The sequence below is a fragment of the Peribacillus sp. GL_122 genome (assembly GCF_057835005.1).
On sequence record NZ_CM174415.1, the window covers coordinates 3,813,187 to 3,836,898 of the forward strand.

Genomic DNA, 23,712 nt, shown 5'->3' on the forward strand with positions numbered 1-23,712 from the left:
ACTAGGTCACCTCACAACATTTTTAGAGCATGTCCAAGAATTTGCCGGAAATGATCTTTGCATCTTCCTCAGAACGGCAGATAATTAAACAAGTATCGTCGCCGCCGATCGTCCCGAGTATTTCTTGCCAATTTAGATTATCAATCAATGCACAGATTGCCTGGGCATTACCTGGGAGCATCTTCATAACCAGTAAATTGTTGGCTGAGTCAATGCGTACAAATGCATCGACAAGGATTCTCTTTAATTTTTGAAGTGGATTGAAACGTTGGTCGGCCGGCAGACTGTATTTATACCTTCCATCCGTTAAAGGAACTTTTACAAGGTGAAGCTCTTTAATATCCCTAGAAACAGTAGCTTGAGTTACATTGTATCCAGCTAATTTCAATTCTTCAACTAACTCATCCTGGGTTTCGATATCATTATTCGTTATAATGTCCCTTATTTTTATATGTCGTTGTCCTTTATTCATAAGTAGAAGCACCTCTTCTCAACTGTTGCTCATTTAATGGTAATGGTATCACTTTCATTTCTTACTTAAGCAGGCTGTCCCACTATGGGATTGCTTCGGTCATCAGTAAGTGCAAATAGGCCGCTATAGAAAGTGGCTAATATTAATGTTATCGGATTTTTATGCAATTGTACAACTTTTTCTCTAAAAATGAATACAAGTCTATTATTTGTACTTACCTATTTTATGTATCCACCGATAAATGATCCAAGTTCATGACGCACAATGTATAGTTAAAAAGCTCCTTTAGCCAACCATTCAGCCAAAGGAGCCCATACAAAGTTCTAGCTATTCTTTTTTAAATTGGGCATGGGCATCTCCAACGATGTCATCAACCGTTTTCGAAAGCAATATTGCTCCTTCTTCCTTCGACCCTTGCCAGTGTAAATGAAGTAAGAATTCAATATTTCCATCACCGCCGGTAATCGGTGAGAAGGAGGCATCCTTAATATCATAGCCTTCCTTTAAAGAAAAAGAAATGATCTTATCCAACACTTGTTTATGGATTTTGGGATCACGAACAATCCCCTTTTTACCCACTTGATCCTTCCCAGCTTCGAATTGCGGTTTAACCAAGGCAACGACATCACTATTCGGGACGAGCAAGGTCTTTAGCACCGGTAAAATTAACGTAAGCGAGATGAAAGAAACATCAATGCTTGCAAAGTTTGGCATCTCCCCATCGAGATCGGCGGGTGTAACATAACGGAAATTGGTCCGTTCCATTACTTTTACCCGCTCATCCTGTCTAAGCTTCCAGGCAAGCTGATTATAACCGACATCAAGCGCATAAGACATTATGGCGCCGTTTTGCAAAGCACAATCCGTGAACCCACCAGTTGATGATCCTATATCAAGCAGTATTTTTCCATTCACTTGCAAATCGAATTCCCTTAATGCCTTCTCAAGTTTAAGACCGCCTCTTGAAACGTAAGGCATGACTTTTCCTTTGATCGTAAATTCGAGATCGACCGGCACTTTTTCCCCCGGTTTTTCGTACCTTTCTTCATTCGCGTAGACAAGGCCAGCCATAACCATACGCTTCGCTTTTTCACGTGTATCGGCCAAGCCTTGTTCTACAAGTAATACATCTACTCTTTCTTTCATCACTTTCATATTGTCAGGCCCTTTTTTCTTTTTTGGGTGTTATCATTTTAATCTTTTTGATGGCTGTCTCAGTCGTTAAACCGATTTCTTCAAGAAGCTCATCGACACTTCCATGTTCAATGAAATAATCAGGTATTCCCATTCGATCTATAATTGCCCCATAAAATCCTTGATCATGAGCATATTCAAGTACAGAGCTACCAAAACCACCTTGAAGAACCGCTTCTTCTATTGTCAAGATTGGCATTTTTTCACCAAGGAGACTGCTTAGCATGTTCTCATCCAAAGGCTTAATGAACCGGGCATTGATCACCTTAACTGAATAATCCTCTTTCTCCAGCAATTCTGCCGCTTCAAGAGCCATGGGAATCGTTGTTCCGAACGTTAAGATGGCAGCATCCGTTCCTTCTTTAAGAACTTCCCACGAACCGATTGGAATCTGCTTTAATTCGGTATCCATCACAACTCCCCAACCATTCCCACGAGGGAAACGCATAGCAATCGGACCATCATTATAGTTTAAGGCTGTATTGACCATATGCTGACCTTCGTTTTCATCTTTAGGCATCATCAACACCATATTCGGAACATGGCGCAAGAAAGCAATATCGAAAACGCCTTGATGCGTTTCACCATCGGAACCAACCAATCCGGCACGATCGATTCCTATGAATACGTTCAAATTTTGACGGCAGATATCATGAACGACCTGGTCATAAGCTCTTTGCAGGAAGGTTGAATATATAGCCAGGAAAGGTTTCATTTTTTGCGTTGCCAATCCTGCAGCAAAAGTTGCAGCATGCTGCTCGGCAATCCCTACATCATAGAAACGCTCTGGGAACTCTTGAGAAAAGCCCACCAACTTCGATCCTACAGGCATTGCAGGTGTAATCGCGACAATCCGCTCATCGTCACGAGCTAGCCTGCTGACAGTATCGCTTACAAGAGCGCTCCAAGCAGGACCTTTACTAGGGGATTTAACGAAATCGCCAGTCTCGATCTTATATGGGCCTGTCCCATGCCAGTTCCCTGTTGTATCCAATTCGGCAGGTGAATATCCTTTGCCTTTTTTCGTGATGACATGCAGCAGTACAGGTCCCTTCGTTTTCTTGGCATATCTTAAATTCTCCAGCAATTCTTCATAATTATGACCATCTACTGGTCCAAGGTATGTGAAACCAAGCTCTTCGAAAAAGATTCCTGAAACCAATAAGTACTTCATGCTATCCTTCAAGCGTTCCGCTGTAGCTGCAAGTTTACCACCGACTGCAGGAATTTTTTTCAAAAGCAGCTCCAATTCATCTTTTGCCCAGTTATATTTACCTGCTGTCCGCAATCTTCCCAATACCGTGTGTAAAGCACCTACGTTAGGGGCTATGGACATTTCATTATCATTCAGGATAACGATCATGTCCTTTTTTTCATCACCGATATGATTCAACGCTTCAAGCGCCATTCCGCCTGTTAGTGCACCGTCCCCGATTACAGGCAAAATAAAACTGCTTTCACCTTTGATATCACGGGCAGCCGCCATTCCCATTGCAGCTGAAAGGGAAGTCGAACTGTGACCTGTTTCCCAAACATCATGGGGGCTTTCAATCATTTTAGGAAAACCGCAAAGACCTTTATATTTCTTTAAGGTGTCGAACTCTCCTGCTCTGCCAGTCAGGATTTTATGGACATAGGATTGATGTCCGACATCCCATAAAATTTTATCATTCGGACTGTCGAATTCTTTATGCAAGGCTATAGTCAACTCGACGACACCTAAATTGGGCCCAATATGCCCACCGGTCACCGATAATTTTTCCACAAGGAATTTACGTACTTCCACACTTAACTCGACAAGTTCTTCATTATTCATCTTCTTCAAAAAAGAAGGGTCTTTTATAGATAGAAGATCCAAATAGGACCACTCACTTTCTGTAATTTTCGGTTGTAAGCATAAACAAAGCCTCATTAAAGAGGACTATGGATGACTAGACCGAAAAATTGGTTTTAAGTTAAAAAATAGCCGCCAACACCCAGGTGATTTCGGCGGCTTATTATACCTATTTTATCACGTATCTCAATAAAAAAATTCATTTTGATTTTCTCATATTTTTGCACAATGAGTATACCATAAAACCTCAATTGATAACAAATTTAGCCACAATCAATGATTACGGTTTGCTATTAAATCAGTTAGTTCATTCAACAAACCCGTTTGTAAGGTTGTTTTTCCTAAAGCGGCATGGGCAAGTTCTATATGATTTTCCAACTTTTCCTTTGCCCCTTGAAGCGTAAGTAAAGATGGATATGTGCTTTTATGATTCCCCACATCACTGCCAACCGGCTTGCCGATCAACTCGACTGCCCCTTCAATATCCAGAATATCATCGCGAATTTGAAAAGCAAGCCCCAGGTGGTATGCAAAGTCACGTAAATGCAGTTGCTGTTCTTCATTCGCCCCGGCTAATATAGCACCGGAAAGGATGCTTGCAGTCAATAACTTCCCTGTTTTATGTTCATGTATATACTCCAATTCCTGAAGGGTCAACTGTTTATTTTCACCTTCCATATCCGCAACTTGACCTCCAACCATTCCTTCGGCTCCGGCAGAATTCGCAATTTCACTTACTAGGTTCAGCTTCATTTCAGCCGTCACCTCGGGATCGATCATATCCGTCACCAATTGAAAGCTATATGTAAGAAGCGCATCACCTGCCAGTATTGCTACCGCTTCACCGAACACTTTATGGTTCGTCGGTTTTCCGCGGCGGAGATCATCATCATCCATCGCAGGAAGATCATCATGAATCAAAGAATATGTATGAATCATTTCAATGGCAGCCGCTGCAGGAATACCCATCCTCAAGTTTTTTCCAAAGGCCTCCAGAACCGCAAAGACCAATAACGGGCGAATCCGTTTACCTCCTGCCTCCAGTGAATAGATCATGGCTTCTTTGACCACTGCCGGAGCTTTAAGTTTATTTACATATTCCACGATTTCCCGTTCTATAACCGCCTTATATTCTTTAGAAAACATTTCAAAGGACGCCGTACCCATGTCATTCTTCCTCCTGTACAGCGAAGTTTTCAAGTTCCCCATCTTCGCGTAAAATTTGAGTCAACTGATCTTCAACAGCCTTAAGCTTTGAATGGCAAAGCCTTGATAAATCCATTCCTTGTTTATATATGGAGATGGCTTCTTCCAGGGGTACATCGCCTTCTTCCAACTGCTCTACAATTTTTTCGAGATTCTCCATCGCTTCTTCAAATGTAGCTTCTTGTTTTTTTGTCATGGTTCAATCCGCTCCTTTATTTCTTTAATTTCACATTCAAGTGTTCCATCTTTTATCGAAACCGCTATCTTATCCCCTTTGGATACTTGCTGTGTACTTTTCACTAATGTCTCATCCTCAGCAAAAACCAAACCATAGCCCCGTTCCATGATTTTTAGTGGACTGAGGGCAGTTAAAGTGGCTGTAATATGGACGAACTGCTGTGATTTTTGCCGATAGATGGCCTCCATGGCCCTCCGTAAAACCTTTGCATGCTGCTGTAATTCATCTTTCGCATTTTTTACCGCTTGTTCAGGATGCTGCTTTTTCAGAATATCGTTCAGCTGATTCAGCTCATCTCTCTTTTTCATGAAATATCGCGTGCTGGTCCTACCTAACCTGTCCATCGTCTTGTCTAGCTGTTCAAGCTTCTGTTCATACATTTTATGTGGATAACGGAAGGCATAAGACCTCTCCATCCTGGTCAAACGGGTTCGTTCAAAATTCACCGCTTCTTGAATGGATCGGGTCAATCGGTTCTTGCGGTTCATCAGGCGTTCGAGTATTTCATTCAAGTGAGGAACCGCTAACTCTGCTGCACCAGTCGGTGTAGGAGCACGCATATCGGCGACAAAATCAGCAATTGTAAAATCGGTTTCGTGACCGACAGCAGAAATTACCGGTATATCGGAATCATAAATCGATTCAGCCACTATCTCCTCATTAAACGCCCATAGTTCCTCTATCGACCCGCCGCCCCTTCCGACAATGAGAACATCGCTTTCCGCCCTTGCGTTAGCCATGGAAATTGCCTTGGCAATCGATTTAGCTGCATTATTCCCTTGTACAAGTGCTGGATAAACGATGATCCTGGCGATTGGATATCTCCGCTTGATGGTTATCAGGATATCTCTTAATGCAGCTCCGGTCGGCGATGTTATGACACCTACAGACTTAGGGTACTGCGGGATCGGCTTCTTGCGTTCGGCCAAAAACAAACCTGCCGCCTCCAGCTTTTTCTTCAGCTGTTCATAAGCAAGATACAAATCCCCCACACCATCAGGGGCCATGCTTTTCACATAAAGCTGATACTGTCCCCCTGCTTCATATAATGATATATCGCCCTTAACAAGTACCTTCATACCATTTTCGGGCAGGAATTTCATCCCTTTATTATTGGCGGCAAACATAACGGAGAGGAGTCGGGCCTTCTCATCCTTTAAAGTAAAATACATATGTCCGCTTGTATGTTGTTTAAAATTCGAAATTTCACCTTTTATGTATACATTTTGCAAATGGGGGTCGGCATCGAACTTCCTTTTGATGTACTTCGTTAAAGCCGACACACTCAAATATTGTTGGTTGCTCATATAATGTCTCCTTCCGATGGAAATCGGATATAAAGAAAACCGCCTATAGATTACACTAGAAACTTGATCAATCCATGAATGGAAAAAAGCGGTCTCCCGTTATTATAAAACAAGAGGTCCGCTTCTTTAAAATAATTTAACGTTTTTTTCAGCTTTTTAATGCTTGCTCGTTCTGTTCAAGTGCTTTTTGAGCAGATTTGACCGTATTCTTCATAAGCATCGTAATCGTCATTGGACCAACGCCTTTAGGAACAGGTGTAATGTATGAAGCCTTATTTTTCACTTCATCAAACGCCACATCACCGCAAAGCTTCCCTTCATCATTCCTGTTCATTCCGACGTCAATGACGACTGCGCCTTCTTTAATATGGTCACTAGTGATCGTGTCCCTCTTTCCGACAGCTGCCACAACGACATCGGCTTGCTTAGTATAATAGGCAAGATCCTTTGTCCGTGAATGACAGTATGTAACGGTTGCATTTGCATTTAAAAATAATTGTCCGGCTGGTTTTCCGACGATATTACTTCTCCCTACGATGACAACATGCTTACCTTCAAGGTCATAGTCGATATACTCAAGCATTACCATGACGCCATATGGAGTACAAGGTAAAAATGCATCTTGCCCCGTCATCATCCGCCCAATATTAATCGGGTGGAATCCATCAACATCCTTTTCAGGCGAAATCGCTTCAATGATCGCTTTTTCCTGAATATGTCCAGGCAAAGGCAGCTGCACCAATATACCATGAATGCTGTCATCCTGGTTTAATTCAGCAATGCTCTGAATTAATTCCTCCTGAGAGAGTTCCGCAGGCTTTTTAATCAATACGGAATGCATGCCCAAGTCATCACAGGCCTTTTGCTTATTGCGCACATAAGTTTGTGATGCTTGATTGTCACCCACCAGGATTACTGCCAAACCCGGAACGATATTTTTTTCACGTAATTGTTGAACTTCCTTACTGATTTCCTGCCTAACTGACTCCGCAATTTCTTTACCATTAATGATTTGAGCTGACATGTGTTTATTCCTCCCAAGTTAATTTCGCTAAAGAAATTGCAGTGAGGATCCTTGTTCAAGGCTGCAACTTTAGCTGCCGCTTTTCACCTTTACTTTGGATAAAACGGCATTTACAAAGCTGCTCGATTGATCATCACCGAATTTCTTAGCAATTTCAATAGCTTCATTCATTGCAACACTTACAGGAACATCTTCACTGTGAACCATTTCATAAACCGCGATCCGCAGTAAATTCCGATCAATGTTCGCCAGTCTTTCCAACGTCCAATTCTCTAAGTTGTCCCTGATCATTCCATCAATTTGTTCTCGATTTTCCGTTATCCCCATTACTAATTTCCTGAAATATTCATCAGTTGGGGCACCATCCAGTACGCTTTCCATTGCTTCTTCTGCATTCGAGTTGGCAATATCTATCTGATATAGTGCTTGAAGGGATTTTTCACGGGCTTCTCTTCTTTTCATAATCTTACTCCTTTAACATCTACTATTATATATGAAAATGCTAGAACAAACGAACATTAAATAACATTTTTTCAAAAATATTAAGATTTTCGCTATATTTTTTAAAAATCAAGCTAAATCCCACTAAATTCAAGGCCAAAAGACTCAATATCTTGAATCAAGATAACATCTCAAGATTACTTTCCAATTAAACGGCCAACACAGTCCCATACTTTTTGAAAGTGTCAAAAAGCTCATGCCTAGCTTTCATGCTCATATTTCACCTTTTACACTCTAACAGAAATCACCCTTGAATTAAAGGGAAACTTCCAGACACCGCCTTATTATGTTCATTTAAATTTAATATTATAAGCAGGCTCAAAATTCGGGGTATCATGGAGTATACATTCAAAAAAACAAAAACCCGGCTTTTTGCCGGGTTTTTGCAGGTGTGAATCGAATGAAGCCACTTACACTTCTTGTTCGTAATCCGCTTCTTGTTTAGCGTTTTCAAACGCAATGCCCACTACATGAATGTTCACTTCGCCAGCGTCGATAGCGGTCATATTCAACAAAGCTTCACGAATGTTATCTTGCACTTCCTGAGCAACTTTCGGAATTGAAACACCAAACTTCATGACACAATAAAGTTCGACTTTGATGGATTCTCCCGTTAAGTCCACTTTAACACCTTTACCGTGGTTCTTTTTACCAAGCTTTTCAACAACACCCGTAGCGAAATTCCCGCGCATATGTGCAACACCTTCAACTTCCGATGCAGCGATACCCGCAATTACCTCTATCACCTCAGGCGCAATCTCCACTTTGCCCAGCCCACTATTATAATCATTCATTTCGAGTAATTGGCCTTCCATTTCACTCATTCAAAAGCACCTCCTGTCTTCCTTTACATTATGAGTTCATTACATCATATATTTCAAGGAATTTGGTATTAAATTCTCCGGAAACAAATTGTTCATGTTGAAGTAACTTAATATGGAAAGGAATTGTGGTACTGATCCCTTCAATGACAAACTCACCTAAGGCGCGTTTCATCTTCTCGATCGCCTCTTCTCTAGTCGATGCATGGACGATCAATTTAGCGATCATGGAATCGTAATACGGCGGTATCGAGTACCCAGGGTATGCCGCGGAATCCACACGAACTCCGTAGCCGCCTGGCGGTAAATACATTTGAATCTTACCTGCGGAAGGCATGAAATTCTTTTCTGGATTTTCCGCATTTATCCGGCATTCGATAGACCATCCGTTAAAAGTGACATCTTCTTGTGAAAGCGAAAGTTTGTTACCTGAGGCAACTTTGATCTGTTCTTTAATCAAATCCACGCCCGTTACCATTTCCGTAACTGGGTGTTCAACCTGGATACGTGTATTCATTTCCATAAAGTAGTATTTTCTATTCACATAGTCATAAATAAATTCTACTGTTCCGGCACCTGAATAGTTAACGGCAAGTGCAGCCGTTACTGCAGCCTGCCCCATTTCCGCACGTGTTTCACCATCCAACGCTGGTGACGGGGTTTCTTCAACAAGTTTTTGCAAACGTCGTTGGACCGTACAATCACGCTCACCTAAATGGATGGCGTTGCCATGATTATCAGCCATGACCTGTATTTCAACGTGACGGAAGTCCTCGATGAACTTTTCAATATACACGCCAGGATTCCCAAATGCCGTCGCGGCTTCCTGTTGCGTGATGTTAATGCCTTTAATGAGTTCTTCTTCCGTCCTTGCGACACGGATACCTTTACCGCCTCCGCCAGCAGTAGCTTTGATGATGACTGGATAGCCCATTTCATTAGCTAAGGCTACACCCTCATCCGTATCTTTAATTATGCCTTTAGAACCTGGTACGATCGGTACACCAGCTTTGCGCATGGTTTCCCTTGCTACATCCTTTGTTCCCATTTTATTGATCGCTTCGGGGCTAGGACCGATGAAAATGATATTGCATTCACGGCATAGCTCAGCAAAGTCGGCATTTTCAGCAAGGAATCCATATCCTGGATGAATTGCATCAGATCCCGTTTTCTTGGCTGTGCTGATAATGTTCGTTGTATTTAAATAACTGTCTTTTGATAATTTAGGACCGATGCAATATGCTTCATCCGCAATTTGAACATGTAATGCTTCTTTATCTGCTTCTGAATAGACTGCAACAGTCTCGATTCCTAATTCCTTGCATGCCCGGATGATACGGACAGCAATTTCCCCGCGATTGGCAATTAATACCTTTTTAATCATTTAGAAACAGCTCCTCATTCCGGCTTTACTAAAAATAATGGTTGACCATATTCTACAAGTTGCCCTTCTTTTACAAGGACTTCAACGATTTCACCGCTTACTTCAGCTTCGATTTCATTGAAAAGTTTCATGGCTTCCACGATGCAGACAATGGAATCCCCCGTTACTTTATCGCCTGTTTTTACGTATGCAGGTGAATCCGGTGCAGGAGATTGGTAGAATGTTCCTACCATCGGAGAAGTGATTTTATGTAAATTTTCCTGTTCGATGACGGCAGCAGCAGGTTTTGCAGGCTCAACAGCTTTCGGCACTGCAGGGACCGCTGCGGGCTTGACCTCTACAGCTGCATTGGCTTGAACAACATCTGGAGCAGCTACTGGTTGTAATACTGTACCCGTTTCAGTTTTTTTCAATTTAATTTTCGTTCCTTCATTTTCAAAAACGAATTCACTGATATTTGATTGATCGACTAGCTTAATAATTTCACGAATTTCTTGCACTTTCATTTTGTGGCACCCCTTGTCTAATTTAATATGAGTTTGTGAGGCAATAATATTTTATGTAACCTTACCCTTAGCTTATCCTACTTTGTCCAATACTGCACAAAGTAGCCGCTTTCTTTATGCGAATGCGAATAAACTGAATAGAAACCTCATCTGTATTATAACAGATTTTTCACTTTCTCAAAATATTGTTTCCCTAAGAGAAATGAAAAGTTTATGACCAGCTTCTAACATCATACAATATTAGCTTATACAAATTCAATGATAGATTAGTTGTAACTTATTATCCGTACTTCTATCTTACACCTTTATTATAATATTGTGAATTTTTTTCACCTGGGGAACCTTAACGCCTTCTCTTGAATTTCGCATTTAATCCCTAAAAAATCAGCAATAATATCCAGTTTAATTACTTTTCTAGAATATTTCGGATGGTCGTAATCACCATTTTTATTTGAGTTCCTTATGCCAATTGACATAAAAAAACTTTTCCTCTAAAGTTTCCAGATTGTAAGATAGTTAAAAAAACATAATAAAAAAAGCCTCCTTTTTTTTATTAAGGGGGCTTTCAAAATTTTATGACGTTGAACTGTTCTGTATCAGCATTATTTTCTGTAAGTGTGTTTACTTTTCCGGTTGGAAATCGACCACAACATTTTGTGCATCGCTCACTTCTTTCCTTACGAGGCGGATAATGTTATTGGCCTCTGTTTTCGTCTGTTTATCAGCCTTGACACTCACCTTTACATCCGTACCGTCCACCCGGACCAGTGCGGCATTGTAATCCATGGCAACTATTAAGTTTTCGATTATATTTTCTTTTACTTTCGTTTCACTTAATTGTTCGATTTTTGCATAAGCCTCGTCTCTTTCTTCAGCTGATAGTTCTGTATTGCCCATCTTTGCAGTCAATTCTTCATTCAGCTTCGCCCGTTCATCTTCAATCTGCATCCTTAACGATTCGAACTCATCTCCAGATGCAATGGTTACAGAGGAACCTTCTGTATTTTTGGACGTTTCTTTTTCACTTTTATTTTCCTCTTTTGTATCTGCTTTGTTCTCTGTTTTAGTTTCTGTTTTATTTCCTTCCTGTTGCTCTGTTGCCGTCATATCGGCGGCATTTTCTTCAGGAGCGGTTAAATAATAGACTGAAAGCACAACGACCAGACTTAGCATAGTCAATAACCAAACGGTTTGTTTTTTTAATAACATGTAGATTTTCCCCCTTATTTTTTAGGCATGACAGAAACCCTGTGACTCGGTACATCAAGTGAGCGTGTGACAGCCTCGATGATCCACTTCTTTATTTGAATGTTTTCGGCCCCTTTAGCGACAACCAGAACTCCTCGTACACTAGGTTTTTTCGTTTCCGAAATGATCGGTCCTTCTTTTTCACCGCTCTTGACCAAAACTAGCTGTTCATCAACAGATGTGTCTTCGACCGTCCTTTTGCCGCCTTCCTGGTCGGTTTCTTCAGTGACTTGTTTTTGGGTGACTTTGTTTCTTTCATATACTTTTTTCTCAGATGCATCGACGTAAATTACGACTTTTACATCCTGGACGCCTGCGATGGATTCAAGCGCTTCCTTCATTTCATTCTGAAGATATATTTCATAGTCTTTTGTTGTCTTGAATTCTGATTTCTTCTGCCCGAATGTTTCAACATCCCCCTCATCATCCTGCTGTTTATCATTATTGAATACAGTCTTCACTTCAGGTGTTTGTCCAGTCTGGTTGGTGGTTAACAAATTCCCGGCCATCATGATTCCCGCTCCCAAAAGGACAACTATTAGAGCATAGACATACAGGGAAGGTTTTTTTTCCTTAGGCTCTTTTTGGTCAGGGTCTTTATTTAATAGTTTTTGCAGCCAGGATAATGGACCTTTGTCTTTGTTCAATACTCAGTCACTTCCTTTCCCCGGCGATTTCAATGATTTCTTCATCAACAGACCAACTTGTTGCCAGAAACCTTTTGACAGCATCCAGATTGGCATCATTCGAAGTGGATGGGCTATCTGCATTGATATCAACCTTCGCTACTGCCTCTATCTCCGAGTTTTCTTTCCCTTCTGCCTTTTCCAATGAGATGGTTATGTTCTGCAGATCATCAACACCCGGTTCTTCCTCATTCTTGACCCCTACATCAATTGAACTAATCTTCATGTTATAATCCACCATCAGCTCCTCTTCCACTTCTGCCTGTAAGTCAACAGCCATTTGTTTTAAAATATATGCACCCTGGGTAGCTTGTATTTCTTTTTTCTTCATTTCTGTCAAATTTCCTAAATCTTTTTTTTCCTGATCCTCAAATTCACTAGTAGCCGCAGTGAGAATATCGTCGAAATCCATATTGAATAATCCCAATATAGGAGTGATGATGATCGCAATCAGTAAAAGTCCGATGACCATTTTTGCATACTTCTGTAAAGCTGAATTCGGAAGAAGCATATCAATCACAGTAGCCAGCAATACAAATATGATGATGTTGGATACCCAGCCAGCTAAAAAACTCACCAAGCCCTCCTCCTTTCTAACGAACCATCAGGGTAATGTTTCCAGAGGCGATAATTACCGTGACACTTAAAAAAAACATGAGTGAGACAATGGCCAATGCAGCGAAAATATAAATCATGCTTTTACTTATAATGTCAAGACATTTTATAACAGGTCCTCCGCCCAGCGGCTGCAAAAGACTCGCTGCCAATTTATATACAAAAGAAATCATCAAGATTTTTATGGCGGGAAATGTGGTAATGAGCAAGAGAATGATGACGCCTGACAAGCCCACTGTATTTTTCAATAGGACGGAGGCACTGATGACGGTATCCGTTGCATCGGTAAACATGCGCCCTATTACCGGTATAAAGTTACCTGTCACGAATTTGGCTGTCCTGATGGTCACTCCGTCAGCTACAGCTGAGGATGCTCCCTGAACGGAGATCACACCAAGGAATATGGTCATGAATGCTCCAAGGATACCGATGGCAAAATTACGGAGAAGTTGTGCCATCTGAGTCACTTTGTAATGTTCGGTCAGCGTGCTGACTATGCTTAAAATCGCTGCAAAGAATAATAATGGAAGGACGACAAACTGGATCAAGATGCCGCTTGTATTCATCAAAAACATCAATACCGGATGAAAGAATGCTGCCGAAACAAGTCCGCCTGAAGCAGCTATCAATGCCAAGAGTAAAGGGATGAGCGCCATTAAAAAGGAAATCATCAAATCTATCGTATCTTTTGTATATTCCATCGCCACATGAAAACTGTTAAGTGCCAAAATGATCAGAACCATATAAACGATTGCATAAGCGACCTTACTTACGGAGCTTTGCTCGAACGCATTCTGCAAAGATTGGAGGAACATGCTGAAAACGGTTAATAAAATGAGTGATCCCAGCAGCTTTCCATTCACGAGCAGTTCATGAAAAATGAATTTTGTCATTCCCTTTATCCATTGCTCAAAGGAAAATTTCTTATCGCCGCTTACAAAATCCATGAAGCTCCCTTTCTGGCTTTCCGGTAAGAATCCTCCGTATTCCGTAACGATGTCATCCCAATATTGTTTGAGTTCATCAACACCAAGCCTTTCTATTTGGGCTTGTACCAGTTCGGACTGCATGATCGGCTCTTGATCGATTTCACCATTTTCTGGATTTTCGGCAGCTTGTCCAATAGATGCATGCAAAAAAAAGAGTAAAACGAATAGAATGGATAAGTAAGGCATCCGCTGCTTCATACATTCACCTCATTGACTAGTAGGAGTAATCCATTAACTAGGGAGCATCTGTAAAATCGTTTCGATAATGACCGTCAAAATCGGAATCGCCATGGCAAGAATCAAGATTTTTCCGCTCAATTCTATTTTGGAAGCGAGCGAACCTTGCCCCGCATCTTTTGTAATTTGAGAAGCGAATTCTGCAATATAGGCAATTCCGATTATTTTTAAGATGGTCTCTAGATACACGGTATTTACATTCGCATTAACTGCAATTTTTTCTAACATTAAAATGATTTCGTATATTTTGTCAGCTAAAAAAAGAAAGATGGAGCATCCTACAAAAACGACTAGCAGGAATGCGAAATTTGGTTTTTGCTCTTTGACGATCAGTGCCAAAAAGGTGGCAACTAGGGCAATGGCCACGATTTTTATGATTTCAATCGCGAATCCCTCCCTTACTGAAATAGAAATACAGATTTAATTTTTTGAAATAAATCCTCTACAACAGAAGCAACCATGAATAAAATATAGATAAATCCGAAAAGTGTCACCCACTGGGCATATTCCTTCTTCCCAACCTGATCGAGTATCGTGTGAAGAAATGCCACAACTAGCCCAACACCCGCTATTTTAAATATGATGTCCACATCAATGCCCATTTTCATTCCCCCCACATATTCCTACATCAGCAAGATGATCAATAATAGCCCTGATAAAAATCCAAGACTTTTCATCATTTTTTCATATTTTCCCTGGCGGTCGAGTGCATCGCTCTCTTCCCGTTCCAAGTGTGCCATCGTTAGCATGATTTGCTTTTGCTGATGATATTTATCGCTTTTTCCAAGCGTCTCCCCAAACTGTGAAAGAATCTCGAATTCTCCCTGTTGTAAAGCAAGGGATTGCCATATTTTCTTCAAACTATCATCCCATGCTTCTTTGACGGTGGTCTCACCTGACTCGAGTCGATTTGCAAATGTATCGAAAAAGATGGATAAAGGTTTGGCCATCTGTTTAGAAAGTTTCCTTGCTGCTTCTTTCAAAGGTGTATGACCATACATGATTTCAGCTTCAAGCGATTGCATGGCGACTTTCAGCTGTCTCAGTTGACGAGGCCTCATACTTAATTTTTTCGCAGCTTCGAAACCTGCCCATGTCGTTGCAATAATAATTATGGCTGCTCCTATTATCTTAAACATGCGGGCTCACACCTTCCCCCAAGAAAATGGGAACCCCCGCTGCATCAAGGACTTTGTAGCTCCTCTTACCGGATTTACTTCTCTGTAATTCTATAAAACGTTCAAAGATGTTTTGCTTTAATATTTCCGCGATAAAAGGTCGCTTCTTAATCTCACCCAGTGTATGGCCATGTGTGGTTATCATGAGTTTAATACCTGCATTCACCGCTTCCAGCACAGCCTGTGTATCCTCTGCACGACCTATTTCATCCACGATCAATACATCCGGGGACATTGAACGGATCATCATCATCATCCCTTCCGCTTTAGGACATCCATCGAGCACATCAACCCTTGTTCCAAATTCGAGTTGCGGCACTCCATGAACACATCCGGCAATTTCCGAGCGCTCGTCCACTATCCCCACCTTTTGAGGAGCAATGCCGCGTTTTTCATTACCACTGGATATCATTCTTGCAATATCACGTAATATGGTCGTTTTTCCCGTTTGCGGAGCACCGATCAACATAGTATGCTGCCATTCCCCGTCATATAAATATGAAGTGAGTGGTTCAGCTGCACCTATTTTTTCACGTGCAACCCGAATATTGAATGAGGATATATCCCTGATCGCTTTGACCGACCCATTTTCAAGGATCACCTTCCCAGCAAGCCCCACCCGATGTCCGCCCGCTATGGTTATATAACCTCGCTTTAATTCTTCCTCAAGTGTATATAACGAAAATTGACCTATTTGATTCAATAATTGATCTGCATCCAGATGGGTCACTTCATAGGAAAAGAAGTATGGTTCCCCTCCTACAATGACCTCAAGCGGCCTTCCAACCCGAATTCGCAGCTCTTCCATCTTATCGATCATCATCGGTGTCATACCCCGGAGTTGCTCGTTTAATTTTTTCGGTAAAAAAGAAAGAATCGTTTCCATTTTGACAATCCTCCTGTATACACCACTTTCAATAAAATATATGCCGACAAGCCCATAATGATGACAGGCTATTAAAGAAACAGACCTATTATTGATTTTTTATATCTTCCGCGATCAAAAAAAAGACCGAGAAATTAATCTCGGTCTACAGGCTGTAGACAAATTCGAAGAAAACGAGTTTGCCTAAGTTTTTTTATGGCTTGTACAATTTGGACGTTGATTTCCACTCCAGGCACTCGCTTTCCGCGGGCGGTCCGGGAGCCTCCTCGGCGCCTTTGCGCCTGTGGGGTCTCCCTTGGACACGCTTTTCCCGCAGGAGTCTCGTACCTTCCGTTCCCAATCAACTTTGGTTTAACATTAAGATAGACCCCTTCCTACAGTCTTTTTAAAATAGGCGGATGAAAAAACTTGAGGTGATAAGGATTCTTTTTAAAACATGATTCTATTCAGCGAGATCAGCTTGAAATGATTACTTTAGACCAAATGGTGCCAGCTTGTAAAATGGAGATTAAAGAGGGCTATCGTGTGTACAAATCATCCTAACCCATTTGTGCGACTCGTTCATTTTTATCACAGTGTACAGAAAGTAAGGACCTTCAGAAAGTGGTGACACTCCATATTTGGCAAGAATAAATGGAAGAAGCAGATCATCTGCGTCATCATGAAGTCCAATCCAATAAAAAATCAAAAAGGTTTCGGAATAAGACCATTCCGAAACCTTTTTGTCTACAATTTGAGGCCGAGAAATTAATCTCGGCCTCCTTTCATTTATGCACGTGATACGTAAGAACCTTCATTAGTGTTGATCAATAATTTGTCACCTTGGTTGATGAAGAATGGAACTTGAACCGAAAGGCCAGTCTCAAGTACGGCTGATTTCGTGCCGCCTGAAGATGTATCTCCTTTAATTCCCGGCTCAGTCTCCGCCACTTCAAGTTCCACTGTGTTTGGAAGCTCGACCCCAAGTGTTTCCGCTTGGAAAGTCATGATATGTACTTCCATATTTTCCTTAAGGAATTTAAGTTCACGTTCAATGCTTGAAGCAGGCAGTTCGATTTGGTCATACGTTTCGTTATCCATGAATACATGGCTATCTCCACTTGCATAAAGGTACTGCATCTTGCGGTTTTCGATATGTGCTTTAGCGACTTTTTCACCAGCACGGAATGTTTTCTCTTGGATTGAACCCGTACGAAGGTTACGAAGTTTAGAACGTACAAAAGCTGCACCTTTACCAGGTTTAACATGTTGGAACTCGATAACCTGCCAAATTCCATTATCTACTTCAATTGTAACACCCGTGCGAAAATCGTTTACAGAAATCATAAATTTGTCCTCCTACATGTACATGTTTACAGAATGATTAACTCTTTGGTTGAATGAGTAAGTGCTTCGTTACCTTCAATTGTAACGATTGTATCATCTTCAATCCGCACTCCGCCTACACCCGGTAAGTAAATGCCCGGTTCAACGGTTACAGCCATACCTGGTTCTAAAATGATATCAGACCTTAAGGATAATGCTGGACCTTCATGAACTTCAAGACCGATTCCATGTCCGGTCGAATGACCAAAATACTGCCCATATCCCTTTTCTTCAATTAGATTACGAGTTAGTGCATCCGCTTCCCTGCCAGTCATACCAGGTTTGATCCCAGCCATTCCTCGCAGTTGAGCTTCCAAAACAATGTCATAAATATTAATAAGTTCTTCACTTGGCTTGCCAACTGCTAATGTCCGAGTGATGTCAGACACATACCCGTTATAGTATGCCCCGTAATCCAATGTGACAAAATCGCCTTTTTCGATGATTTTATCCGTAGCCACTCCATGCGGAAGTGCGGACCTTATGCCGGATGCTACAATGATATCGAAGGAAGAAGAAGTTGCCCCTTGTTTCCTCATAAAGAATTCAAGTTCATTGGATACATCCAGTTCCGAGATCCCTGGACGCAGGAAATCCAGAATATGTGTAAACGCAGCATCAGCAATAGCAGCCGCTTCCTTTAATATCTTAATCTCTGATGAAGTCTTTATCAAGCGTAAATTCTCAATAACACCCGACACCGGCGAAAGTTGACCATCAATGGCCGCTTCGTATGCCTTATATGTAGCATAAGTCAGGTGCTCTTGCTCAAAGCCCAGCTTGCCGATATTCATCGCTTTAGCCTGCTTGCCTACTTCTTCGATGATGGTTCCTTTGTGTTGAACGATCTCATAATCCGGTGCCTGCTTGCCCGCTTGTTCCACGTATCGGAAATCAGTGATGAATTTAGCTTCTTTTTGGGAAATAAGGACAACGCCTGCACTTCCCGTAAAGTTGGTCATGAATCGGCGGTTATATGTACTGGTGATCAAAAAACCATCAATGCCCACCTTTTCCATTGAGGCCCTTAAGCGCATTAGTTTATTCATTTAATTTCTCCCCTTTGCAATCTTTGTGATCGCCTGCAACGCCAATTCATATCCGTGTATCCCCAAGCCGACAATCTGTCCCGCCGATACCGCCGCGGTCACTGATTCATGCCGAAAGCTTTCACGGGCATGTATGTTCGAAATATGCACTTCCACCACTGGAACATCAATTCCGGCTATTGCATCACGAATCGCATAGCTATAATGAGTAAAAGCTCCAGGATTAATGATAATCCCGTCGATCCCATGATCCTCTGACCAATGGAGCTTGTCGATAATTGCTCCTTCATGGTTAGTCTGAAAAGAGGTTAATTCCACATTTAACCCTTGAGCTTGCTGCATTAATTGCGCTTCCACATCCGCAAGCGTCAAGGATCCATAATGCGCAGGTTCCCGCTTCCCCAAGCGATTTAAATTCGGACCATTGATTAGTAAAATTTTTGTCATCATCAAACACCTGCTCATGTTAAAAGAATGCTTTCCATGAACATTCTATCATAATTACAAATTGTCTTACTACTTTTTTACAACCAAGAAACAATCAGCTTTCCGATTGCTTCTCGACTTTGTTTTTTTGACGTATATACTCCTGATGATCGTATGATATAGAAAACCCTATAAAAAGACCGTATATAATAAAAATGCAGACACTTGTTATAACCGTATTTGCTGACATCTTAGAAAAGGTTGGCAAATCGACGAACATCGGTTTTAGGACAAATACCAGCAAAGCCCAGCAAACCACTCCGAAAAGAACACCCGAAAAAATACTCTTCATCCTTTTAAAAAGACTATAGTATATAAAAGCGATCCCCACGGATAGAATTCCGAATAAAATTATGGTCATTACCGTACCGAGCCAATGATTGATCCAGGTCATGTTGGACCATGAAGTTAGTATGAATTTTGGGCTAAAATCCATAAAATTAAAATAATGGGCAATGATTCCGATAAAACTGGCTAAAGCCCCCCCAACAAAACCGACAGCAAGTACATTGTAGATTAACATGCTTTGATATTCCTGTTGAATTTGTCCATTTTCATTAGAAGACATATCAATCACCTCCGCTACGTAGTATGCCCTTTGTTAATTAGAACTATTTTTTTTTATTCTTAGGAAGGAGAATCACTAGAGGTTTTGTGATTTATTCTGTATGATTAAATCATAAATAATCTACTTTTTTCAGAGGAAAATACCCATCCTCTGTTGAAGATTATAATGTACACAGGATACTATCTTCCTGTGATTCAACATTCATAAAGTAATCGCAGGGTTAAAGCTTCCATTCAATTTTATTGGAACACCTTTAAACCCTTGTGATGCTTGATAATAAACATGTTAGCACCCTTGAGAGAGCTACGTGAATAACTATTAGGTTGGTGTAGAAATGTCTGAGGTTCAAAAACCCGTTTATGGAGGGCAGGCTGTAGTGGAAGGCGTCATGTTTGGGGGCAAACATCACACAGTCACTGCGGTACGCCGCAAGGATTCAACGATCGCTTATTATCATTTACCGCGTGAATCGAAGCCTGCTGTAAAGCTTATGAAAAAAATACCGTTTCTACGGGGGATCGTATCATTGATCCAGTCAAGTGCCACCGGCTCGAAACATCTGAACTTTTCCACAGAACAGTATGAAGAAGAAGACGGGGAAAAACAGGTCGAAACGAAACAAGAAACGAAAGAACCCTCTAAATTAAGTCTTTGGCTAGGTGTTGCCGTGATCGGTGTGATCTCCTTCCTATTTGGGAAATTGCTTTTCACCTTGGTTCCTGTCTTCCTCGCAAAATTGACAGAACCCATTTTCAGTGGCCATACGGCTCAGGTATTAGTGGAAAGCTTGTTCAAGCTGATCTTACTGCTCGTATATATTTATGTAGTTTCCTTGACGCCATTAATCAAGCGGGTCTTTCAATATCACGGAGCTGAGCATAAGGTGATCAATTGCTTCGAAAGCGGAAAAGAATTGACTGTGGCAAATGTGCAGGCAAGTTCCCGCCTTCATTATCGCTGTGGCAGCAGTTTTATTTTATTTACTGTCATTGTAGGGATGTTTATCTATCTTCTCGTACCAACGGATCCATTATGGGTTCGTGTCGTCAATCGCATTTTGCTTATCCCCGTCGTGCTAGGCATTGCCTTCGAGGTATTGCAGGCAACGAACAAATTAAAGGATATTCCTGTTCTGCGCTACCTTGGTTACCCTGGACTTTGGCTTCAGTTATTGACGACCAAGGCTCCCACCGATGATCAAGTCGAAGTCGCATTAGCATCCTTTCATGAACTGTTAAGGATGGAAAAAGAGACAGAAAAAAGTTTAGAATCCGATGTAATTGTGTAAAACATCTATACACATTTTGATTATGGAAAATCATATACTAACTATGGGAATGCCTTTTACTTTTTTTCAAATATTTTACATTAACAATGTTTAAAATAAGCTAAAAATGCTTATGATGCTCTTAAGGAGGTGTCTTTGTTGAAACGTTTCATATCTTTCATGATATACGGAATCATCGCCCTCGGAGTCCTCGGACTAATGAGCCGACTATTTAATGACCCGATTGGCTTTTTTAGAAACATTCTCATAATAGCCATTGTCGCAGGGATTATTTATATGATTTATACCGGATTAACAAAGGGAAAACCAGTTAAGAAAGAGCAGCAAGCATTCCGAAAGGCTGCCCGCCAATCGAAAAAAAGGCTAAAAAACCGAACTTCGAAAAAAGATAATGTGGCTAGCTTCTCTGCAGCAAAATCATCAAAGAAAATAAAATGGAGAAAGAAAACGGATAGTCACTTAACCGTCATCGAAGGGAAAAAGAATAAAAAGAAAAATCGGGCTTCTTTTTAAGAGCCCGATTTTTCTTTTTATAATCAATAAGTCCATTTTTTAAGGAATTCTTTCGTGCACTGCCTTCCCCGATTCATCAATTCACCTTTTTTTTCATCATTCAGATTGAAATCCATTGCAGAAATTCCCTTCATCGGGATAAATACAATATTATGGACGTGTTTCTTGGAAATATACCGTGCATCATGGGCATCTTTCATCGTTTTGAATAATGCGGAGAACAATTCAACCGCATTATCCACCTTATGCGGTTTCCATATCTCATCGACACTTAGCCGCAAGCCGATGACCGGCCTTTCCTTTCTTACATGATCTGAATTGAATAGCCACATTGGAAAATTGCTTAACACACCTCCATCAACAAAAAGGAACTTGCTTTTTCCGACATCAAGTTTGACTGGCTCAAAAAAATAAGGAATGCTACAACTCATTCTTACTGCCTTTGCCACTGGAAAAGTGCTCGGATCAATGCCATAGTTCGGTAAATCATCAGGCAGTACCACCAATTTCCCATTTGTAATGTCAGAGCTTATGATTCGGAGGGATTTCGGTCGAATATCCTTAAAGGTGACTACATTCCTTTCGGCAAGTTTACCGGCGACCCATGTCTCCAGTGCGTTGCCTTTATAAAGGCCAAGTTTCCAATATAAAAGGAGCCATTCGGCAAACGGGATAGGCAAAAGACCACGCCTTTTGTCCAGCAGGCCGCTTAAATCTATATCAAGAAAAAGCTTTTCCATTTCTTTACCTGTGTACCCAGCTGCTACGAAAGCTGCAATTATGGATCCTGCACTCGTACCGGCTGTTCGATGGAATACAAATCCCCGTTCTTCCAATTCCTGCAGGGCTCCCACTAAACCATAGCCTTTAATCCCGCCTCCGGAAAAAACGCCGTCAATAATCATAGCTGCCCTCCCCTAATCCGGTCTTTACATTTCTAAGCAGGATTAGAGCGATTTATGACAGTTTTAAATAGAAAATTGCCTTGATTCAGGTAAAATACTGAATTTCCGCTTTAGGGAAGAATTCCGCTATATACCCACGAATGGTCGTTTCCAGTTCTGCGGCTTCTTCTTTTTGATAAACATATTTACCAATTCCATATCGGCCCCATTTATATTTACGCTTCGTTTCGTCCAGTTCCAATTTTGTTTTAGGGTAGTTTTTTTGAATCACTTTTTTTGCTGGGCCTGTAAACCGATGCTGAATTAATTCGAAAGTCAAGTCAGGGATATCCACCCCATTTAAAGCCTCACTCAACCGTTCGAATAATTCATGGTAGCCCTCCTTCCATGCTTCATGACGATATATTGGAGCTACGATAAAACCGAGGGGATATCCGGCACCTGCCACTTTACGTGCCGCTTCCATCCTTTCTTCGAAGCTCGAAGTGCCGGGCTCGAAATTCTTTATCACATAACGTGAATTTATACTGAAGCGAAATCTTGTTTTTCCATTATGTTCAGCATCCAATAGATGGTCGACATGATGAAATTTAGTTACGAACCTTAGAACCCCATATTCACTTTTCCCAAAATATTCTATGGCCCTTTTTAACGAATGTGTCAAATGGTCAATTCCGACGATATCCGATGTACAGGCTGCCTCAAAACGGGTAATTTCAGGCTTTCTCTCATTTATATATTTTTCGGCTGCTTCGAAAATCTCATCAAGATTCACATATGTCCTAATATATGGTTTTGATCCGAGTGTGGTCTGTAAATAACAATAGTGACAATGCCCCATACACCCTGTAGCAAGAGGTATGGCATATTCAGCAGATGGCTTTGAGGAATCGAATTTCAATGTTTTTCTGATTCCTACCACAAGCGTTGATTTTGCGACACGATATTTTTGCAGATCATTTTCTCCAGGAAGATCCCTAATTTGGTTATGCGATGTGGTCTCACGGATTTCAATGTTCAAATCTTCGAATTTCTTTTTTAACTCCCGGCCAAGCGGGTATTCCAGTGCCCTTGGCTCAATATATACTAACTGTGGCATAAATGGTTTCATTTCGATCTCCATTCTTTTATCGATTTGTTCATATTTTCAATCGAACTACACAATCTATATTATAAGGATAGTTTTTCTTTATTCTGTTAGCCTCATGATTG

At 41.1% G+C, this 23,712-nt stretch carries 27 protein-coding genes; 2 read left to right on the plus strand and 25 right to left on the minus strand.

Translation table 11 applies throughout. From position 1 onward, the window contains the following. Positions 1-22: 22 nt before the first annotated feature. From ahrC to AC3ISB_RS18505, 23 genes are all read right to left on the minus strand, one after another. Entirely contained in the window at positions 23-472 is a 450-nt protein-coding gene (ahrC, locus tag AC3ISB_RS18395) for a transcriptional regulator AhrC/ArgR (RefSeq protein WP_034308279.1), read from the minus strand. A gap of 327 nt (positions 473-799) precedes the next feature. After that, positions 800-1,627 (minus strand): TlyA family RNA methyltransferase, encoded by an 828-nt coding sequence (locus AC3ISB_RS18400; protein WP_141993854.1) that lies wholly within the window; start codon positions 1,625-1,627, stop codon positions 800-802. A gap of 4 nt (positions 1,628-1,631) precedes the next feature. Next, positions 1,632-3,524, minus strand: a complete 1,893-nt coding sequence (gene dxs, locus AC3ISB_RS18405) for a 1-deoxy-D-xylulose-5-phosphate synthase (protein ID WP_098369845.1) — start codon at positions 3,522-3,524, stop codon at positions 1,632-1,634. A gap of 249 nt (positions 3,525-3,773) precedes the next feature. Beyond that, positions 3,774-4,667, minus strand: coding sequence for a polyprenyl synthetase family protein (locus tag AC3ISB_RS18410; RefSeq protein ID WP_489273808.1), 894 nt, complete (start codon positions 4,665-4,667; stop codon positions 3,774-3,776). A 1-nt stretch (position 4,668) separates the two neighbouring features. Next, entirely contained in the window at positions 4,669-4,902 is a 234-nt protein-coding gene (locus AC3ISB_RS18415) for an exodeoxyribonuclease VII small subunit (RefSeq protein WP_034308286.1), read from the minus strand. Further along, positions 4,899-6,251 carry an exodeoxyribonuclease VII large subunit gene (gene xseA / locus AC3ISB_RS18420; RefSeq protein ID WP_480338654.1) on the minus strand — a complete coding sequence of 451 codons (1,353 nt, stop codon included), beginning with the start codon at positions 6,249-6,251 and terminating at the stop codon, positions 4,899-4,901. Before xseA ends, AC3ISB_RS18415 begins: the two co-directional genes overlap by 4 nt. A 148-nt stretch (positions 6,252-6,399) precedes the next feature. After that, positions 6,400-7,275 (minus strand): bifunctional methylenetetrahydrofolate dehydrogenase/methenyltetrahydrofolate cyclohydrolase FolD, encoded by an 876-nt coding sequence (gene folD, locus AC3ISB_RS18425; RefSeq protein ID WP_141993852.1) that lies wholly within the window; start codon positions 7,273-7,275, stop codon positions 6,400-6,402. A gap of 69 nt (positions 7,276-7,344) precedes the next feature. Continuing rightward, positions 7,345-7,737, minus strand: a complete 393-nt coding sequence (gene nusB / locus AC3ISB_RS18430) for a transcription antitermination factor NusB (protein WP_098369841.1) — start codon at positions 7,735-7,737, stop codon at positions 7,345-7,347. 449 nt (positions 7,738-8,186) lie between these two features. Then, positions 8,187-8,591 carry an Asp23/Gls24 family envelope stress response protein gene (locus AC3ISB_RS18435; RefSeq protein ID WP_222620245.1) on the minus strand — a complete coding sequence of 135 codons (405 nt, stop codon included), beginning with the start codon at positions 8,589-8,591 and terminating at the stop codon, positions 8,187-8,189. Positions 8,592-8,628: 37 nt separating this feature from the next. Then, complete coding sequence (accC, locus tag AC3ISB_RS18440; RefSeq protein ID WP_141993851.1) at positions 8,629-9,981, minus strand: acetyl-CoA carboxylase biotin carboxylase subunit; 1,353 nt, start codon at positions 9,979-9,981, stop codon at positions 8,629-8,631. A gap of 14 nt (positions 9,982-9,995) precedes the next feature. Then, complete coding sequence (accB, locus tag AC3ISB_RS18445) at positions 9,996-10,487, minus strand: acetyl-CoA carboxylase biotin carboxyl carrier protein (RefSeq protein ID WP_430096941.1); 492 nt, start codon at positions 10,485-10,487, stop codon at positions 9,996-9,998. A 621-nt stretch (positions 10,488-11,108) separates the two neighbouring features. Further along, complete coding sequence (locus AC3ISB_RS18450; RefSeq protein ID WP_098369838.1) at positions 11,109-11,696, minus strand: SpoIIIAH-like family protein; 588 nt, start codon at positions 11,694-11,696, stop codon at positions 11,109-11,111. A 14-nt stretch (positions 11,697-11,710) separates the two neighbouring features. After that, positions 11,711-12,382, minus strand: coding sequence for a stage III sporulation protein AG (gene spoIIIAG / locus AC3ISB_RS18455; RefSeq protein ID WP_063233088.1), 672 nt, complete (start codon positions 12,380-12,382; stop codon positions 11,711-11,713). Between the two features lie 7 nt (positions 12,383-12,389). After that, positions 12,390-12,998: a stage III sporulation protein AF gene (spoIIIAF, locus tag AC3ISB_RS18460; protein ID WP_098369837.1), complete on the minus strand. Its 609-nt coding sequence runs from the start codon at positions 12,996-12,998 to the stop codon at positions 12,390-12,392. Positions 12,999-13,014: 16 nt separating this feature from the next. Next, a complete protein-coding gene (gene spoIIIAE / locus AC3ISB_RS18465; RefSeq protein ID WP_098369836.1) occupies positions 13,015-14,223 on the minus strand; it encodes a stage III sporulation protein AE in 1,209 nt (402 codons plus the stop codon). Between the two features lie 33 nt (positions 14,224-14,256). Continuing rightward, the gene (spoIIIAD, locus tag AC3ISB_RS18470) at positions 14,257-14,646 is read right to left on the minus strand and encodes a stage III sporulation protein AD (RefSeq protein WP_094246647.1); all 390 of its coding nucleotides are present in this window, start codon (positions 14,644-14,646) and stop codon (positions 14,257-14,259) included. A gap of 14 nt (positions 14,647-14,660) precedes the next feature. Continuing rightward, positions 14,661-14,864, minus strand: a complete 204-nt coding sequence (spoIIIAC, locus tag AC3ISB_RS18475) for a stage III sporulation protein AC (protein ID WP_034308319.1) — start codon at positions 14,862-14,864, stop codon at positions 14,661-14,663. Positions 14,865-14,885: 21 nt separating this feature from the next. After that, positions 14,886-15,401 carry a stage III sporulation protein SpoIIIAB gene (gene spoIIIAB / locus AC3ISB_RS18480; RefSeq protein ID WP_098369835.1) on the minus strand — a complete coding sequence of 172 codons (516 nt, stop codon included), beginning with the start codon at positions 15,399-15,401 and terminating at the stop codon, positions 14,886-14,888. Further along, complete coding sequence (gene spoIIIAA / locus AC3ISB_RS18485) at positions 15,394-16,326, minus strand: stage III sporulation protein AA (protein ID WP_141993849.1); 933 nt, start codon at positions 16,324-16,326, stop codon at positions 15,394-15,396. Before spoIIIAA ends, spoIIIAB begins: the two co-directional genes overlap by 8 nt. 768 nt (positions 16,327-17,094) lie before the next feature. Next, positions 17,095-17,652 carry an elongation factor P gene (gene efp / locus AC3ISB_RS18490; protein ID WP_034308328.1) on the minus strand — a complete coding sequence of 186 codons (558 nt, stop codon included), beginning with the start codon at positions 17,650-17,652 and terminating at the stop codon, positions 17,095-17,097. A 26-nt stretch (positions 17,653-17,678) separates the two neighbouring features. Beyond that, complete coding sequence (locus AC3ISB_RS18495; protein WP_098369833.1) at positions 17,679-18,740, minus strand: M24 family metallopeptidase; 1,062 nt, start codon at positions 18,738-18,740, stop codon at positions 17,679-17,681. Further along, a complete protein-coding gene (gene aroQ / locus AC3ISB_RS18500; RefSeq protein WP_480338652.1) occupies positions 18,741-19,187 on the minus strand; it encodes a type II 3-dehydroquinate dehydratase in 447 nt (148 codons plus the stop codon). A 94-nt stretch (positions 19,188-19,281) separates the two neighbouring features. Next, positions 19,282-19,794 (minus strand): YqhR family membrane protein, encoded by a 513-nt coding sequence (locus AC3ISB_RS18505; protein WP_480338651.1) that lies wholly within the window; start codon positions 19,792-19,794, stop codon positions 19,282-19,284. A 334-nt stretch (positions 19,795-20,128) separates the two neighbouring features. Between AC3ISB_RS18505 and AC3ISB_RS18510 the strand changes: the two genes are divergently transcribed. Next, positions 20,129-21,082 carry a DUF1385 domain-containing protein gene (locus AC3ISB_RS18510; protein WP_098369831.1) on the plus strand — a complete coding sequence of 318 codons (954 nt, stop codon included), beginning with the start codon at positions 20,129-20,131 and terminating at the stop codon, positions 21,080-21,082. A 138-nt stretch (positions 21,083-21,220) separates the two neighbouring features. Beyond that, the gene (locus AC3ISB_RS18515; protein WP_081395494.1) at positions 21,221-21,595 is read left to right on the plus strand and encodes an SA1362 family protein; all 375 of its coding nucleotides are present in this window, start codon (positions 21,221-21,223) and stop codon (positions 21,593-21,595) included. Positions 21,596-21,618: 23 nt separating this feature from the next. Here the strand turns inward: AC3ISB_RS18515 and AC3ISB_RS18520 are convergent, their stop codons facing one another. Continuing rightward, complete coding sequence (locus AC3ISB_RS18520; protein ID WP_098369830.1) at positions 21,619-22,500, minus strand: patatin-like phospholipase family protein; 882 nt, start codon at positions 22,498-22,500, stop codon at positions 21,619-21,621. Positions 22,501-22,585: 85 nt separating this feature from the next. Beyond that, on the minus strand, positions 22,586-23,611 hold the full coding sequence (gene splB, locus AC3ISB_RS18525; protein ID WP_141993844.1) for a spore photoproduct lyase: 1,026 nt from the start codon (positions 23,609-23,611) through the stop codon (positions 22,586-22,588). Positions 23,612-23,712: the final 101 nt, after the last annotated feature.